The following is a 15,255-nucleotide window of genomic DNA, read 5'->3' as shown; positions in this document are numbered from 1 at the left end:
GATTGGTAAGCCCCCACGGTGGCCGCGCCACGTCAGTGAGGCAAGGGTCACGGCAACAGCAGGTGTACAGGTGGCAACAGCCTCCGCTCGGCGGCGGTGACCTGCGGTGATGCGGTGCCGATACGATCGAAGGCGTGCGACGACGTTCGGTGACCCGTGCCGTGATCGGTCTCGTCGCGGTGCTCGTCGTCGCTGTCGTCGCGCTCTGGCCGGTCTATGTCCGGCCGCGCACCGATCCGCCCGCGCCGGCCGACGCGATCCTGGTGCTCGGCGGCGCGCACGACGGCCGCGAGCAGCTCGGCCTGCGCCTGGCCGCGGCGGGTTACGCGCCACGGGTGCTGTTCTCCGACCCCTACGAGTACAGCGCGCGGATGAACCGCATCTGTCACGGCGGCTACCGCTTCGACGTCATCTGCTTCGATCCGTCCCCGCGCACCACCCGCGGTGAGGGACGCGAGCTCGCTCGCCGCGCGCGCGCCGAAGGATGGCGCCGCGTCATCGTCGTCACCTTCACCCCGCACATCTCCCGCGCCCGGTTCATTCTCGAAAAGTGTTGGGACGGTGAGCTTCTCTTCATCGATCCGGAACCGGATCTTTCGGCGCTCCGGTGGGCGTACGACTATGTCTACCAATCCGCCGGGTACACAAAGGCTTTCTTCGAGAACTGCTGATTCTGCTCCGAGCAGACTGCGGGCAAATTTGTAGGTAGTAGTTCCTGCAAAACCCACGTGCGCTTGCCGCCCGGGGTGCAATATGTCTGCACGCACGACGACTCCTGTCGGGGGGAGCCGCCTTCGGGCCACCAGAGGTCGCGCGACCGACTACGAGCAGGGGATAAATCTATGGCTTACCCGACGCAGCAACCGCACGGGAACTTTGGTCCTCAGGGTAGCGGGCCGTACGGGCCGCCCAAGAAAGGAGTACCGGGGTGGGTCTGGGTCGCAGCGGTTTTCGGGGCGATTCTGTTCGTGGGATTGATCGGAACCGCGCTCGGCGGCGGCGAGCGAGAGAAGTCGGTCGAGCCCGCTGCTGCTCCCGTCGCCGCCGTGCCGACATCCGCCGCGCGGGTGCCGGTCGCGGCCGTGCCCACGTCCGAGGCGGTTCGACCGACCAGCACGCAGAGGACCACTGCCGTGGCCGCGCCCGCGGTGCAAGTGCCGATGCCCAACGTCGTCTGCATGAATCTGCAGGCGGCGCAGGACGCTATTCAGGCTGCGGGCGTCTTCTACTCGCGGTCGACGGACGCCACCGGCGCGGGCCGGATGCAGATCATGGACCGGAATTGGATCGTCATCGGCCAGAATCCGGCGCCGGGTGTGTTGATTGGCGAAGGGGATGCGGTGCTGTCCGTCGTGAAGTACGGCGAGACGAGAACCTGCGGCTGAAAGCGCTCTGCCGGGCGGAGGGTTCCGCCTCGAACCACCGGAAGAGACCCCGTAGGTTCTGCGCCGACGCCCGACATCGTCTGGAAATTCACGAAGACGATCTTTCTGCCGCGGCCAGGGACCGGACCTACGTGTCTAAACTGAGGGCAAGGTGCTTCAGTTTGATTTCCCGGCGGCGGGCGTCCTACATTGGGGACATGTTGGCCGTTGGCCAATAGTGGTGCACCGTGGCATACCCCGCCGGGAGGACAGATGGATTACGACTGGTCAGCGGCCGATCTGGCCTTTCGGGACGAGGTGCGGGGTTTTCTCGACGCGAAGCTGACGCCGGAGTTGCGGCGGGCCGGGCGGCTGGCGACGAGCGTCTATCCGGACCACGAGGCCAGCATGGAGTGGCAGCGGATCCTGCACGAGCGCGGATGGGCGGCGCCGCACTGGCCGGTGGAGCACGGCGGGTGCGGCTGGAGCCTGACCCAGCACTACATCTTCAGCCGGGAATCGACGCTCGCCGGCGCGCCGACACTGTCGCCGATGGGCATCAGGATGGTCGCGCCCGCCATCATCGCCTTCGGCACCCCGGAGCAGAAGGCCTTCTACCTGCCGCGCATCCTGACCGGCGAGATCTTCTTCTGCCAGGGCTATTCGGAGCCGGAAGCGGGCTCGGACCTGGCCTCGCTGAGCATGGCGGCGATCGACGACGGCGACGATTTCGTCTGCACCGGAAGCAAGATCTGGACCACCCACGCCACCGAGGCCAACTGGATCTTCTGCCTGGTGCGCACCTCGCGCACGGGCAAGAAGCAGCAGGGCATCACCTTCCTGCTCATCGACATGAACACCCCGGGCATCGAGATCCGGCCGCTGGTGATGACTTCCGGCGAGCAGGTGCAGAACCAGGTGTTCTTCGACAACGTCCGGGTGCCCAAGAGCAATGTGCTCGGCCGCGTCGACGACGGCTGGACGGTGGCGAAATACCTGCTCGTGCACGAGCGCGGCGGCGCGGCGGCGCCGATGCTGCAGGTCATGGGTCAGGAGCTGGCCGAGGCGGCGGCGCGGCAGCCGGGCCCGGACGGGAATCCGCTCATCGACGATCCCGGCTTCGCTCTGCGCTTGGCGGACGTCAGGATTCGCACCGATGTGCTGGAAGTGCTGGAGTATCGGACCATTTCGGCGATGGGGCAGGGCAAGGACCCCGGTCCCGCCTCGTCGATGCTGAAAATCCTGGCGACCGAGCTGAGTCAGCAGCTGACCGAACTCGCGCTGGACGGCGCGGGCCCCGTCGGTCGCGTTTACCAGCCGCATGCCACCGCACCGGGCGGCCCGATCGCCGAATTCGCGCCGCCCGCAGACGGTTACCACAGCGGCGCGGACTGGCAGGCGGTCGCGCCGCTGCGCTACTTCAACGACCGCGCCGGATCGATCTACGCCGGTAGCAACGAGATTCAGCGAAACATCCTCGCCAAAGCAGCATTGGGGCTCTGATGGACTTCACACTCACCGAGGAGCAGCAGCTGCTGCGTGACGCGGTCGCCGGATTCCTCGGCGTCCGCTACGACCTGGAGAAGAGCAGGGCCGCCGCCAAATCCGCGCAGGGCTGGCAGCCCGCCGTCTGGCGCGGATTCGCCGAGGAGCTCGGGATTCTCGGCGCGACGCTGCCCGAGCGGGTCGACGGAATGGGCGGCGGCCCTGCCGAATTGATGGTCATCGCCGAGGAATTGGGTCGCGCGCTGGTCGTCGAGCCGTTCGTCGACACCGTTGTGGTCGGCGCCGGTCTGTTGGAGCGATCCGGAGGCGCGCGGGCGGACGAAGTGCTGCGCGGGATCGTCGCGGGCGATGTGCGCACCGCGTTCGCGTCGCTGGAACCGACTTCCGGCCCGACGCTGCACGACGTCAGCACCGTCGCGCGCCGAGACGGCGACTCGTGGGTGCTCGACGGAGCCAAATGCGTGGTGACCAGCGCACCGCTCGCTACCCATCTGCTCGTCACCGCGCGCACCGCGGGTGAGCGGCGCGATCGAGCCGGAATCTCGCTGTTCCTCACCGAATTCGACGCGGCGCATCCGCCCGCCGGAGTCGAGGTGCACTCCTACCGCACCATCGACGATCGTGTCGGATCCGACCTCGTCTTCACCGGATTCCGGCTCCCCGCCGACACGCTGCTCGGCGCCGAAGGCGCGGCGTGGGACGCGATCGAACCGACGGTGGACGTCGCGATCGCCGCGATCTGCGCCGAAGCCGTCGGTAGCCTGCGCAAAGTGCTGGGCGACACCGTCGAATACGCCAAGCAGCGCCAGCAATTCGGCGTGCCGATCGGCAGTTTCCAGGCCCTGCAACACCGCATGGTCGACATGTACATGGAACTGGAGCAGGCCATCGCCGCGGCCCACCTAGCCACCCACGCCCTCTCCGCCGCCCCCGCCGACCGCGCCCGCGCTCTCTCCGCCGCCAAGGTCACCATCGGCCGCGCCGCCCGCTTCATCGGCCAGAACGCCGTCCAACTGCACGGCGCCATGGGCATGACCGAAGAACTCGCCATCGGCCACTATTTCAAACGCCTCACCGCCCTGGAACGCGAATTCGGCACCACCGACCACCACCGCGCCCGCTACGCGCGGCTGACAAGGCCGTCAGCGCAATCCGGGTGACATCAGAACTAGTTCTGACATACTGGTCACATGGGTGCGTCAGCTACATGGTCGGAGTTCCTACGTGACCCGAATCGGGTCATCGAGGCGATGGAGGTGAACGGGGAGGTGACCCTCGTTCGTCGTTCCGCGCCGCCCGTGCGGCTGTCGGATGCGGCCGAAGCCGCCGCGACCCAGGAGACCCTCGGCGCGCTGACCCAACTGCTCGCCTTGGCGCTGGACGACGAGCTGCTCGAGCGGCTCGTAGACCGGCTCACCATCGCGTTCCCGTGGATCGAGTTGCTGCCCGAGGGCCAGCGGCCGGAGTTCGTCGCGGATTTCCTGAACAACGCCCGCGGCGGCCTCTCGGTCGGCCACCTCTCCGGCCTCACCGCGACGCTCGCCGCATGGCGCGACACCGCCGCCGCCTACGCGGACTCCCGCATCCGCGTCGACGCCTCCGACCTCGACTACCTCGACGAACCGGTCCCGGTACCGAACCCCGAGGGCGACGAGTGAGCAAGCGACGGGACGTCACAAGGCCGCTGAAACGAACCGAATACGAAATCGTCTTCATCACCAGCGAGGCGCAGAAAGGCTGGACCGACTGCCTCGCCGCGGCGCGCAACGCGATGGTCGACGCCTGGGACCTGCTGACCTGCGAGCCCGAGGTCCGGTCGGCAAGGTTGTACCCGCTGAAGGGCGAGCTGCGCTACGGCAGCTACCAGGGCCAAACCTACGAGCGCTACCAATACAAATTCAGCGACGGCGGACGACTCTGGTACTTCGTCGAACACGCACCCAAGGGCAGCCGAACCGCGGGCCGCGTGCTGCTCGAGCGCTGCCTACCCGGACATCCCAAAGAGACGGAGTAGACGCGGGACGCATCTGTCAGCCGTGTCGTCTTCGCGCGACCTCCTTGCGGATCTCGCGTAGCTCGGCGCGCACAGCCTCCATATCGTCCTCGTCATCGAGTTCGACCGAGCTCTCGGCGAGCGCTTCGTACTGCCTCTTCCTCCGCTCGTCACGGTAGGCGAGGACGTCGGTCAGCAGGACGCGTCGCCGGGAGCCGGTTCGCTCCGAAGGGATCTCGTTCGCATCGATCAGACGGACGACCGTCGGCCTGCTGACACCGAGTAGGTCGGCGGCTTGCTGGGTGGTCAGCGTCATGCTCTGCGGAGCGACGGTGACGGCCTTGCCCTCGCGCAGTGCCGCGACGACCTGGACAAGGACGCGATGCACGGACTCCGGAACCTCGACCTGATCGTGCTCGTCGGCGCCGACCAACAGGTAGCGAGGTCGTATGCGATCACCGCGGCGCGACTCGTGGGCCGCGAGGAAGCTCACGACGGGGGCGAGTTCCTCGGTCGGCTCGGGCAGATAGGTGTGCTGCATCAGGGCTTCGGACGTCATCGACGTAGCCTCCTTTCGAAAGAATCGTAACTCGTTTCGAATCGTTCGTACAGCGACTTGCCGCGAACAGCGCTCGGCCCGGGTTCCGATCGAACCCGGGCCGAGCGCTGTGTTCAGTTGGGGACCGTGTCAGTTCTTGCGGCCCGGGGCCTTCGCGCCCGACTTGAAGCCGAGGCCGCCTGGCTTGGCGGTCGGCGGTGCGACGGCGGCGCCGTTGCCGGAGGTGCCGTTGGTGGGCTGTTCCGGTGCGGGCTGCGGGGTTTCGGCCGGGGCTTCCGCGGCCGGGGCCGGTTCGGCAGCAGCCGGTTCGGCGGGGGCCGGGGTCGCGGCGGCGCCGGGGGCCTTGGGCCCGGGGCGCTTGAAGCCGGACTTCATGGCGAGGCCCTTGGCCGGGACGGTCGGCTTGGTCTCGGTGGGAGCCGAAGCCGAAGCCGGTGCCGCGGCAGGGGTTTCCGCAGCGGGCTCCGCGGGCGCGGCGGGGGCCGCGGCCTTCGCGCCGGGCGCCTTCGCGGCACCCTTCATCGCCAGACCCTTGCCACCGGGCGCCTTGGCCGCACCCTTCATGCCCAGACCCTTGACGGGCGGGGCCGCGGGCGCTTCCGTGGCGGGAGCTTCAGCGGCCTCCGCAGCCGGAGCCGCCTTCGCACCGGGAGCCTTGGCGGCGCCCTTCATGCCAAGGCCCTTGCCGGGAGCCTTGGCCGGACCCTTCATGGCCAGGCCCTTGACGGGCGCGGCGGGAGCGGTCGAAGCCTCGGCGGCCGGAGCGTCCGCGGCCGGAGCCGCTTCGGCCTTCGCACCGGGAGCCTTGGCGGCGCCCTTCATACCTAGGCCCTTGCCGGGAGCCTTGGCCGGACCCTTCATGGCCAGACCCTTGGCGGGCGCGGCTGCTTCCGCGGCCGGAGCCGCTTCGGCCTTCGCACCCGGCGCCTTGGCGGCACCCTTCATGCCCAGACCACCGGGCGCCTTCGCGGGGCCCTTCATGGCCAGGCCGCCACCGGTCGGCGCCGCCTTGGCGGGCGCCGGGGTCTCGGTCGCCACGGCGACGGGCTCCGGTTCTGGCTCGGGCTCCGGCTCGGCCTTGGGCTCCTGGATGACGGTCAGGTTCGCGGTCAGCGCGGCGGGCTCGACGCGCTCGATGGCGTCCAGCATCAGCTGGGCCACGTCGACGACCTCGACGCCTTCGCCTTCGCCCTTCTCCTGACGCGCGGTGACACCGTCGTTCAGCATCACGCGGCAGAAGGGGCATCCGGTCGCGATCTTGCCCGGCCCGGAGCCGTTCGACGCCGCGAGGGTCGACAGACCCTCGTCCACCCGGTCGACGTTGATGCGCTTGCCGAGCTGCTCCTCCATCCACATGCGCGCGCCACCGGCGCCACAGCACATGGAGCGCTCGCCGTGCCGCGGCATTTCGACCAGGGTCGAGCCGGAGGCTTCCATCAGCTCACGCGGCGCGTTGTAGACCTTGTTGTGCCGGCCCAGGTAGCAGGGGTCGTGGTAGGTCACGTTCTGCGTCACCGAGGCGACCGGGATCAGCTTCTTCTGCCGCACCAGGCGGTTCAGCAGCTGGGTGTGGTGCACGACCTCGTAGGTGCCGCCGACCTGCGGGTACTCGTTGTTGAGCGCGTTGAAGCAGTGCGCACAGGTGACGACGATCTTCTTCTTGCGGTCCTCGACGCCCTCGAACACCGAGTTCAGCAGCTCGATGTTCTGCGCCGCCAGCTGCTGGAACAGGAACTCGTTGCCCGCGCGACGGGCCGAGTCACCGGTGCAGGTCTCCTCCTGGCCGAGCACCATGAACTTCACGCCCGCGGTGGCGAGCAGCTCGGCGACGGCCTTGGTGGTCTTCTTGGCGCGGTCCTCGTAGGCGCCAGCGCAACCCACCCAGAACAGGTACTCGTAGCCGTCGAAGCTGTCCGCGTCCTGGCCGAAGACCGGGATCTGGAAGTCGACCTCGTTGATCCAGTTCAGGCGGTCCTTGGCGTTCTGGCCCCAGGGGTTGCCCTTGTTCTCCAGGTTCTTGAACAGACCCGCCAGCTCGGAGGGGAACTCCGACTCGATGAGCACCTGGTAGCGGCGCATGTCGATGATGTGGTCGACGTGCTCGATGTCCACCGGGCACTGCTCGACGCACGCGCCACAGGTGGTGCAGCTCCACAGCACCTCGGGGTCGATGATGCCGTTGACGTCCTCGCCGCCGACCAGCGGACGCTCGGCCTCGGCCTTGGCCGCTTCCGAGATCTTGGCCAGCGCGGCCTCGTTCGGCTTGCTTTCGGCGTCGACCAGGCCGACCTCGTCGCCGCCCATGTCCTTGCGGCCGCCGGCCAGCAGGTACGGCGCCTTGGCGTAGGTGTGGTCGCGCAGCGACATGATCAGCAGCTTCGGCGACAGCGGCTTACCGGTGTTCCACGCGGGGCACTGCGACTGGCAGCGACCGCACTCGGTGCAGGTGGTGAAGTCGAGAATGCCCTTCCAGGAGAAGTCCTCGATCCGGCCCGCGCCGAGGGTGTCGGTGTCGGGGTCGACGTTCTCCATGTCGAGGACCTTGCCGTTGGAGATCATCGGCTTGGCCGCGCCGAGGGCGACGCCGCCGTCGTCCTCGCGCTTGAAGTAGATGTTCGGGAAGGCCGAGAAGCGGTGCCAGGCCACGCCCCAGGTGATGTTGCGACCGACCAGGTAGAGGAAGGCCATACCCGACATCAGCTTGATGAACGCGAAGATCGACACAAGGGTCGGGCTCGCGGGCAGCAGCTTGGCGACCTGCATGGTGAAGAAGTCGGTCGCGGCGTTGGAGTGGTGATAGGTCGCGATCTTGCCGGCCTTCACGAAGATCATGCCGAGGCCCTCGAGCAGGACGATCGCCTCGATGACGTAGGCCGGTGCGAACTTCGAGCCGCTGAAGCGGGACAGGCGCTCGGGCAGGCGCGGGTGGTTCAGCTGCCGGATGATGATCAGCGTGCCGATGCCGACCACGGTGCCGATGCCGAGGATCTCGTCCCACAGGTGGTAGATCGCCGTGTCGCCGATGATCGGCCAGTGGAACTCGGGGTCGAAGGTCTGACCGTACGCCTCGAACCACAGCATGGCGCCGCCCATGAAGCCGATCATGACGAGCCAGTGCGCCCAGCCGACGGTGCGGAACTTGTTCATCCGCGTATGCGCGAGGAACTCGATCAGCATCTGCTTGAAGCGCGGGAAGAACGGTCGCCACCGATCCGGCGCGCCCTGTCCGACCATGATGGTGCGAGCGATGTTCCTGACGCCGCCGAAGAACGACGCCCAGCACAGCAGACTGAGCGTCGCCCCAATCGTGCCCAGCGTCACTGTCAGGGCATTCATGTCGCGACCTTTCTTTGAGGCAACACGAGCGTTCTGGTGCGGCAGGCCTGCAGCACCGGTTCGCTCGTATCGTAACCGCCAGTAAGTTACCCACCGGTAACTTCTGGTGTCTATCGTACGATCGGTATTTGAGGCGTAACCCTGCTTACTGGGGCTTGACCTGAAATTTACCTGTGATCAATCTCACATGAACTCTTGGTGGTTCGTTGTGAGACCGGCCGGTCACCACCGTAAACGCCGAGCAAGTCGTCCTATTCGGTAAGGACAGGCTTACTCGGCGTGTTTTGTTATCGATCTCGCTTCTGGGCGTTCGTTCGATTACGCTCACGTGCGTTCTGTTTGCTACGCCTTCGTCACACCGCTCGGGGAGAATCCGAAGGGGCCGACCGCCTTTCGGGTTGAATGAGCGCTCTCGCGTGTGTAAGCGCGGCGCGCGGACAACGACACCTGATGGATTGGAAACTGAATTGAATCTCCGCAGAACCACCGCGGCTGCCGCGCTGGTCGTCGGCGCGATGACCATCGGTATGGGTACTGCTCACGCCGAACCTGCCGCACCCGCACCGGCCGAGGGCATCGACTACTCGGTCAAGCTTGTGGACAAGACGGTGGTGACGACGCTCAAGGGGGGGACCTTCGAGCTCGCCAAGTCGTCCGAGGACGTCCAGGAAAATGACCTCTACCTGGTCAAGGACGATGCGGGCAACACCGTGCTCGAGCTGCCGCTCGCCTTCAAGGTCGCCGACATCGCGGTGCCGGTGAAGCCGGAGGTCAAGAACGACGGCAAGGTCCTCGAGCTGACTCCGGACCAGAACGCGATCCCCGCCGACAAGAAGGCGGCCACGAAGGTCGACGCGGTGAGCTTGGCCGTCAAGCCGGTTGCCTCTCCGATGGAAAACCAGCGTGCGCAGAACGAGTTCGCCAGCCAGTTCGGCATCGCGACGGCGGTCGGCGGCTTCCTCGGCACCGCGATCGGTGTGGTTGCCGGTGGTCTGATCGGCACGGCGGTCGGCCTCATCGAGTGCCTCACGATTGTCGGTTGCATCGCGGCGATTCCGACTATCGCCGCCTTCGCCGGTATCGGAGGCATCCTGGGCACCATCGCGCTCGGCGGTCCGGCTCTGGCCCTCGCGGGTATGGACCTGATCAACACCCTGCAGGCTCCGGAAGGCACCACCAAGTGGGCCGACAAGCCGAAGGCCGGTCAGTCCGCGAACTGACCCGGCTCCGAACAGCCGACCGGCCCGTTCCCTTCGGGGAGCGGGCCGGTTTTCGTTTGCGCGGGTAGGTCTGCCAAAACGCACCAACGCCCCAGGGCTCAGCGCCGCGAGCGGCAGCGGTTCAGTGGCTCAGCCGGGCAACTCCAGCGAGCCGTGGAAAGTGACCGCCCCCAACCGAACCCCCCTCTCACCGTAGGACCGCTCCGCCATCTCGAACGTGCCGTTCTCGCGCACCAGCAGCACCGTGCTGGCCCTGGTGCCGTGCACCTCGTTGGCGATGAACCGTGCCGACAACCCCCGCTCCATCTCCCGCGGGACGCCCGTGTGCGGCAACTCGTCGTCGGGGGCCTCCGTGCGATCGGAGAGGACGTCGAAATACCGGTCCACCGCACCGGGATCGGATTCCACCACCTTGCGCAGCTCGGTCAGGCCGTCCCGCACCTTGGGCCAGATTCGCTGCGGCGCCTCCAGTTCGGCGCCGGGCACCGCCTCCGCCGATGTGACAAAAGTGCCGTTGGACAGCCCGTGGAAGCCGGGAGCGAGCGGTTGCGGAGGATTCGCGCTGCGGTTCGAATGCCACCACAGCGCAGCGAGATCCGAGACGACGAGGTTGTAGCCGTTGTAGTCGTCGGGCGCCGCGGCGACCTCGCGAACGTACTTTTCCGGGCTGGGGAATTCGCCGCAGGGATGCCGGTCGTCGCCGCCGCGCAGGAAATCCATCAGCAGCGCGCCGCGTGAACGAGCGCCGATCCGTGCGTCATTCGGATTTCGGACGTTGGTCACCGCGGCGAAGCGATTGTGTGCGCCCGCCACGGTCGTGCCGAGCCAGGTGCCGGGCGGATCGCCCTCGGCCCTGCCGACCGCGCCCGTGTCCCGGCCCGCGAGCAGTCCGGGCACCTCCGGCCACCACCGCATGGATTCGGTAGGCCTGAGGTAGAACTCGTCCCGGTTGGCGGCCACGATCAACCGGTAGTCCGGGTGTGCGCGCCAGCCGATCAACACCAAACACATTGGTCCAGAATGCCGGAACACCTGCCGCCCGGTCATCGGAAAGGGCAGCGAAAACCGGTGCTGGAAACAGTAAAAAGGCGTACCTTCGCCTTCGCTGCGGCCGTGCGCGGTCGAACGACACCGCCAACGACGAAGGCCGCCGACGCGAACGTCGACGGCCTTCCGTGGACCCCGAAGGTCAGTTGGTGCGGATGCGCAGCCCCGGGTTGTCCGAGAGGACCACGCTGACCGGCTGCGCGAACAGCTGCGGCGTGTTGCCGGTGAGCGCGCCGATCAAGTTGGGGATCTCGCAGATCGGGTAGTCGGCCACCGACGACGCGCTGGAGATGCCGAGCGCGAGACGTCCCGTGACGATCGGGCCGCCGCTGTCGCCGGGCAGGGCGCAGATGTTGGCCGAGAAGCTCTGCGTCAGTTCACGATCGCCGACCTGCACGGTCTGGTCGACGGCGTTGACGATGCCGCAGCTGAATCCGGTGCGCGAACCCGACTTGCAGACCGGGGCGCCGACCACCGGGGTGGCCACACCGTCGACCGCGATCGGCGCGGCGCCGGGCACCCGCACGCTGTTGTTGCTGAAACGGCCGACGAAGGCGTCGTTGATCCGGATGATCGAGTAGTCCTGGTTGCCCAGCACCGACTTCTGGAACACGCCGAGCTGGGCGCCGCGCGTCTCCCGTGGCAGCAGCTCGTGCACGGCCGAGGCGTTGTCGAGGTCGGGGTTGCAGTGGCCCGCCGAGATGTTCACGACGTTGCCCGCCCGGTCGGTGCCGTTGAAACCGAACGAGCAGCGCAGCTGGCTCCCGCCGCCCACCGACGCGTAGCCGTCGCCGCCCGCCAGCGCGGCCTGGTTGTCGCCCTCGGCGATGGCAGTGCCCTGCGGCAGCTGCTCGGCCGCCACCGGCGGCGCGATCACGATGACCCGCGCCGGGTCGACGAAGCTGGGCATCGGCAGACCCGCCTGGTCCACCCGCACCGCGATGCTGTTGTTGACCGTGTCGATCACGACGCCGCGCACCAAGGCGGCGACCGCCTCGGGCTGGCCCTCCAGCCAACGCTCGAACGCGCTCTTCTCGCCACGCAGCGCGGCCTCGCTCTTGGCGACGTTGCGGACCTCGAACCCGGCCGACGCGGCCGCGTTGCGCGCTTCCTCCGCGCCCGGCCCCTGCGCGATCGCGACGACGGCCTTGCCCGCGTCGTCGAGCCAAGCGCCACCGAAGACCTCCGGGTACTGGCGCTGCGCCGACGTGGCGAAGGCCGCGACCTGCTGGCCGAGATCGGCACGGCGCAGGTATTCCTCGGGGGAGATCTTCAGATCACGGGTGACCGCGGCGATGAGGTCCGCGGGCAGGCCCGGGGCGGGTTCCGCGTTCGCCACTGCCGCCGTCGGCCCGAACAGCAAGATCGCCGCCGAGGCGGCGATCACTGATTTCCGGAACCTGGTCTGTCGCGCAGCGGATCGGAACTGACCTATACGTGGCAGGAGCATGACCAGACTATATGGGGTCCGGGCCGGTATTCCCACCCGACCGGGACCCCATTTTTGCCCGAATCGGACTTATCGGCTATCCGGCGTTCGGCCGAGTCCGCACCTGGATGCCGCTGCCGAGCCCGCCGCCCGCCGTCGAGTCGATGTCGGCGAGGATCGCGCGGATGGGAATGCCCAGCGAGGCGGTGCCGCCGTACGGAGCGAGCGCCAGGTTCGCCTCGTTGCAGTCCGGTGCGTCGGCGGCGTTCGAACCGCTGGTGATGCCGAGCGCGAGGGTGCCGGAGACGATCGCGCCGCCGCTGTCGCCACCGAGGGTGCAGGCGGAGCTGGCGAAGCCGCGGATCGTCTTGCTCTCGCCGTCGGCGGTGTAGAGCTGCGTCTCGACCCGGTCCGCGACCACGAAACCGCAAGTGAACGTGGACGACTGACCCGACTTGCACACCGGAGCGCCGGTGATCGGGTCGGCGGTGCCGGTGATCGACAGGGTGGTGCCGTTGGCGCCACGCACCGAGGGCTGGTCCATGCCCGCACGGACGGCGCGCTCGTTCAGCTTGATCACCGAGTAGTCCAGCGCGTTCTGCCCGCCCAGCGTCGCCTGCACGAAGGTGCCCAGCTCGGGGCTGTTCGGGAGGTCCTTCAGGTTGGGCAGGTAGACGCCCGCCTCCTGGTTCGGCTTGCCAAGGTTCGGGTCGCAGTGGCCCGCGCTGATGTTGAGCGCGTTGCCCGCGTCGTCGACGCTGTTGAAGCCGAAGGAGCAGACGTCGACGTTGCGCAGCGACGAGTCGTGCAGGGAGCTGGGCGCGCTGATGTAGGTGTCGCCGCCCATCGGCCTGCGCTCGGCCGGGCCGCCGCTGCCCGGAGAGAGGATGACCTTGATGTTGGCGATCAGGGTCGGCAGGTTCAGCACGTGACCCGCGGGAGTGTTCGCGACGCTGAGCACCAGCTGGCTGTTCAGGAAGTCGATGGCGACCGAGTTGATCGCCTCGGACAGCTCGCGCGGCAACGAGGTGATCCACTGGTTGAGCTGCATCAGCGAGCTTTCCAGGCTGTCCGCCGAGACCGGGGCGAGCCGGGTCTGGTAGCCGTCGGCCGCGGCGATGCTGGCGGCATCCGGCGAGGTCACCGCGACGACGGGCTTGCCGTCGGCGCTCATCCACGCGCCCGCGTAGGACTCGGGGCGCTCGGAGCGGAAGTCGCGGGCGTAATCCCTGAGCTGCTGGGCGCGGGCCGCGCGGTCGAGATACTCGGTGGGCGTCATCTTCAGATCGCGCGCGATCGCCTCGACCAGCTCGGCGGGCAGGGTATCCGCGCTGAGCTGTGGCGGTGCGGGTTCCGCCGTCGCCGTGCCGGACAAGGGGGCCAGGAGAACGGTCGCCGCGGCTCCGAGAGAGGCTGCTTTGACCGCGGCGCGACGCGCCACCAACTTGCGCATGAAGTCCCTTCGTCGGCACAGAAGTGCCAGCTAAATCCGTGGGCCGTCGGCGGCGAACCCGTTGGCGCACAGTCCTCGTCCAGCGACACGATTCGCCCGGGAAACGTCGGACGGACCGGTCAGCGCTTCACTCTAGGCCACAAACCGCTTCCGTTCGCTATTAAACGACCTCGAATCAACGGGGCCGATTGTTTCCGGGCGGCTGCCACTGCGGAGTCCACCATTCGTACGGGTTGTCGGAGTCGTACGGGTACCACGGGTTGGTGGGGCGCGTGGTGGTCCGGCGCGGCACGGTGGTGGTCGGCGGCGCGGTGGCGCTCGGCGTGGTGGTCGACTCGGTGGTCGTCGGGGGCGGCGGCGCGGGCTCGGTGGTCGGCTCCGGCTCGGTGGTCTCGGTGACGACCACCGGCGGCTCGGCGACCGGCGGGGCGATCGGCGCGGGCGGTGGCGGGGGCGGGACGACGGTGCTCGAGGTGCCGGACTGGGCGTCGCGCACCTGCGGAACGGCGGGCGATTCGTCGCCGCGGAAGAGCACGGCGACACCGAGGCCGCCGAGCGTCAGGCCGATGAACGCGGCGACCGCGATCAGCACCGTGACGCGGCGACGATCGCCGGATTCGGCTGGCGGGGCTGGTTTTTCGAGCGGCGTCGCCTCGGTGAGCAGCTCGGTCGGCAGCGGCGCCGCGGGCAGCGCCGCCGAATAGGCCTGCATGGTGGGCTCGGGCGCGGGCACCGCGGGGATCACGTCGGTCACCACGGTCGAGTTCTCGGCGGCGCTCGGATCCGGCGGCGTCGCGCCCGCGGGAGTGGCGAGTACCGAGGCCAGTGCGGCCCGTGCCGCGTCGTAGGCGAACGACTTGCCGGGTTCGGCGGTGTCGACCGCGGGCAGATCGGCTTCGCTGACCAACACCACCGACTTCAGGCCCAGGTAGTCCAGCGCCTCGCGCAGCGACTGCACCTGTTGGGCAGGCCAGGCGCCGGGGTGGGTGGCATAGAACTCGGCCGCGCCGCTGAGGTGCTCGGTGGTCAGGTTGATCAGGCAGAACAGGGCGGTGGCGACCAGGTCTTCGGCGCGATACGCCTCACCGTCGTCGACGGAGATACCAGCGGGATTGCCCACCGCGCCGACGAAATCGGTGATGGAGTGCGAGTGGTCCGACGGCGCGTCGCCGCCGAGCACGGTGTCGCCGTCGTCGGACATGTGCAGCACCGACTCCCGGACGACGTAGTGCAGGTCGCCGGAGTCGGTGACGATCGCGGCGGTGCAGTCCGCATCGGCGATCCGCAGGCCCACCCCTGTGGCCATCACATTCCTCGTTTCGACGTCGATCGGCCCGCCCAGAGGCGA

General features: G+C 68.3%; 13 protein-coding genes. 7 read left to right on the top strand and 6 right to left on the bottom strand.

The genetic code is table 11. The features are described from left to right. The first annotated feature begins 134 nt into the window (after positions 1-134). From T333_RS01465 to T333_RS01440, 6 genes are all read left to right on the top strand, one after another. Positions 135-671, top strand: a complete 537-nt coding sequence (locus tag T333_RS01465) for a YdcF family protein (RefSeq protein WP_496423476.1) — start codon at positions 135-137, stop codon at positions 669-671. A 171-nt stretch (positions 672-842) separates the two neighbouring features. Further along, complete coding sequence (locus T333_RS01460) at positions 843-1,385, top strand: hypothetical protein (protein WP_354998568.1); 543 nt, start codon at positions 843-845, stop codon at positions 1,383-1,385. A gap of 252 nt (positions 1,386-1,637) precedes the next feature. Further along, positions 1,638-2,867: an acyl-CoA dehydrogenase family protein gene (locus T333_RS01455; protein WP_357253023.1), complete on the top strand. Its 1,230-nt coding sequence runs from the start codon at positions 1,638-1,640 to the stop codon at positions 2,865-2,867. Further along, positions 2,867-4,030, top strand: a complete 1,164-nt coding sequence (locus tag T333_RS01450; RefSeq protein ID WP_496423475.1) for an acyl-CoA dehydrogenase family protein — start codon at positions 2,867-2,869, stop codon at positions 4,028-4,030. Before T333_RS01455 ends, T333_RS01450 begins: the two co-directional genes overlap by 1 nt. 30 nt (positions 4,031-4,060) lie before the next feature. Further along, a complete protein-coding gene (locus T333_RS01445) occupies positions 4,061-4,528 on the top strand; it encodes a hypothetical protein (protein WP_496423474.1) in 468 nt (155 codons plus the stop codon). Continuing rightward, on the top strand, positions 4,525-4,884 hold the full coding sequence (locus T333_RS01440; protein WP_496423473.1) for a hypothetical protein: 360 nt from the start codon (positions 4,525-4,527) through the stop codon (positions 4,882-4,884). Before T333_RS01445 ends, T333_RS01440 begins: the two co-directional genes overlap by 4 nt. Before the next feature lie 16 nt (positions 4,885-4,900). Here T333_RS01440 and T333_RS01435 read toward each other — a convergent pair whose 3' ends face one another. Both T333_RS01435 and T333_RS01430 read right to left on the bottom strand, forming a co-directional pair. Further along, on the bottom strand, positions 4,901-5,422 hold the full coding sequence (locus T333_RS01435; protein ID WP_496423472.1) for an excisionase family DNA-binding protein: 522 nt from the start codon (positions 5,420-5,422) through the stop codon (positions 4,901-4,903). Between the two features lie 129 nt (positions 5,423-5,551). Beyond that, the gene (locus T333_RS01430; RefSeq protein WP_496423471.1) at positions 5,552-8,758 is read right to left on the bottom strand and encodes a (Fe-S)-binding protein; all 3,207 of its coding nucleotides are present in this window, start codon (positions 8,756-8,758) and stop codon (positions 5,552-5,554) included. A 467-nt stretch (positions 8,759-9,225) separates the two neighbouring features. Between T333_RS01430 and T333_RS01425 the strand changes: the two genes are divergently transcribed. Next, positions 9,226-9,978, top strand: a complete 753-nt coding sequence (locus tag T333_RS01425; RefSeq protein WP_354998574.1) for a DUF8020 domain-containing protein — start codon at positions 9,226-9,228, stop codon at positions 9,976-9,978. Positions 9,979-10,107: 129 nt separating this feature from the next. Here T333_RS01425 and T333_RS01420 read toward each other — a convergent pair whose 3' ends face one another. The 4 genes from T333_RS01420 to T333_RS01405 all read right to left on the bottom strand — a co-directional run bounded on the left by T333_RS01420 (position 10,108) and on the right by T333_RS01405 (position 15,213). Next, entirely contained in the window at positions 10,108-10,989 is an 882-nt protein-coding gene (locus tag T333_RS01420; protein ID WP_354998575.1) for an NRDE family protein, read from the bottom strand. Positions 10,990-11,167: 178 nt separating this feature from the next. Then, positions 11,168-12,412, bottom strand: a complete 1,245-nt coding sequence (locus T333_RS01415; protein WP_354998576.1) for a S1 family peptidase — start codon at positions 12,410-12,412, stop codon at positions 11,168-11,170. A 139-nt stretch (positions 12,413-12,551) separates the two neighbouring features. After that, positions 12,552-13,907 carry a S1 family peptidase gene (locus T333_RS01410; protein ID WP_354998577.1) on the bottom strand — a complete coding sequence of 452 codons (1,356 nt, stop codon included), beginning with the start codon at positions 13,905-13,907 and terminating at the stop codon, positions 12,552-12,554. A gap of 175 nt (positions 13,908-14,082) precedes the next feature. Then, positions 14,083-15,213 carry a hypothetical protein gene (locus tag T333_RS01405; RefSeq protein ID WP_357253045.1) on the bottom strand — a complete coding sequence of 377 codons (1,131 nt, stop codon included), beginning with the start codon at positions 15,211-15,213 and terminating at the stop codon, positions 14,083-14,085. Positions 15,214-15,255: the final 42 nt, after the last annotated feature.

The organism is Nocardia sp. CNS-044, assembly GCF_059570515.1.
The sequence above is the reverse complement of the archived record's forward strand: the minus strand, read 5'-3'. Positions and strand labels throughout refer to the sequence as shown.